Source organism: Microbispora sp. CSR-4 (assembly GCF_008033685.1).
GTDB lineage: Bacteria > Actinomycetota > Actinomycetes > Streptosporangiales > Streptosporangiaceae > Microbispora.
Genome location: NZ_VJVX01000161.1, coordinates 1 through 1,463, shown reverse-complemented (window position 1 = coordinate 1,463; position 1,463 = coordinate 1). Strand labels below are relative to the sequence as shown.

General features: G+C 67.4%; 1 protein-coding gene. It reads left to right on the top strand.

Annotated elements, in window-relative coordinates; genetic code table 11:
- The first annotated feature begins 111 nt into the window (after positions 1-111).
- Positions 112-1,419, top strand: coding sequence for an IS256 family transposase (locus FLV34_RS39210; RefSeq protein ID WP_142651901.1), 1,308 nt, complete (start codon positions 112-114; stop codon positions 1,417-1,419).
- Positions 1,420-1,463 lie beyond the last annotated feature (44 nt).

Sequence of the window (1,463 nt, the reverse complement as noted above, 5' to 3'; positions counted from 1 at the left end):
GAGGTTGTCCCGTAGCTCGTAGAACTTGAAGTGGCGGTCCCCGCCTCGGGCCCTACCTGGTGGTAGGTCTCGAGCAATCGCCAAATCACTCCGAGTAAGGAGACGGGGACCGTGAGCAAGACCTACCAGAACAACCGCCGACGCGCCCAGCAAGCCGCCGAAGACGTGGCCGTTCCGCATACCGTGAGCGTGGCCATGGAGCAGATCGCCGCCTCGATGAAGGACGGCCTGCTCGCGCTGGCTGTGCAGTCCGGCCTGGCCGTGATGTTCGCGATGCTGGAGGAAGACGTCACCGCGCTGTGCGGTCCCCGGGGCAAGCACAACCCCGACCGCCTCGCGGTCCGGCATGGCAGCGACGCCGGATCGGTGGTGCTGGGCGGCCGCAGGCTGCCGATCCGCCGCCCCCGGGTGCGCACCGCAGACGGCGCAGGCGAGGTCGCCATCCCGGCCTATGAACTGTTCTCCTCCACTGAGATCCTCAATGAGATGGCGCTCGGCAAGATGCTCGGCAAGCTCTCCACCCGCCGCTACCGGCTCGGGCTTGAGCCGGTCGGCGGCGCCGTCGAGCGCTCCTCCACCGGCACGTCCAAGTCGGCGATCTCGCGACGCTTCGTCGCCGCCACCGAGCGCGCCCTGGCGGAGTTGATGTCGGCCGATCTGTCCGGGCTGGATCTGGCCGCCCTCATGCTGGACGGGGTGCACTTCGGCGAGCACACCTGCATCGTGGCGCTGGGGATCGGCATCGACGGCACCAAGCACCCTCTTGCGTTGGTGGAGGGCTCCACCGAGAACGCCACCCTGGCCCGCGAGTTGATCGTCGGCCTGCGTGAGCGCGGCCTGAACGTCACCCGCCCGATCCTGGTCGTGCTCGACGGCTCCAAAGCGCTGCGCCGGGCGGTACTGGATGTGTTCGACCACCCGGTGATTCAGCGCTGTCAGCTCCACAAGATCAGGAATGTCCGGGACAAGCTCCCTGAGAAGCTACGCGCTGTGGCCGAGAAGCGGATGCGCGACGCCTACCACGCCGATACCCCGCTCGCCGCCGAAGCCAAGCTGACCACGCTGGCCGCTGAACTGGACAAGAAGTATCCCGGAGCCGCGGCCTCGCTGCGAGAGGGAATGGACGAGACGCTGACCATCCTGCGGCTGGACGTGCCACCGACACTCGCACGCTCGCTGCGCTCGACCAACCCCATCGAATCGATGATCTCCATCTGCCGCGACCACGCCGCCAACGTCAAGAACTGGAAGGACGGGCAGATGGCGCTGCGCTGGTGCGCGGCCGGCATGACCGAAGCCACCAAGCAGTTCCGCCGCGTCAACGGCTTCCTGCACCTGCCCACACTCCGCAGCGCGCTTGACCGGCACGTCGCAGCCCAGAACCCGACCTCAAACTGCTACAACGAGAACGTCGCCTGACCGCGGGACCGCCGATCAAGTTCCACGAACGTCGGGACATCCTC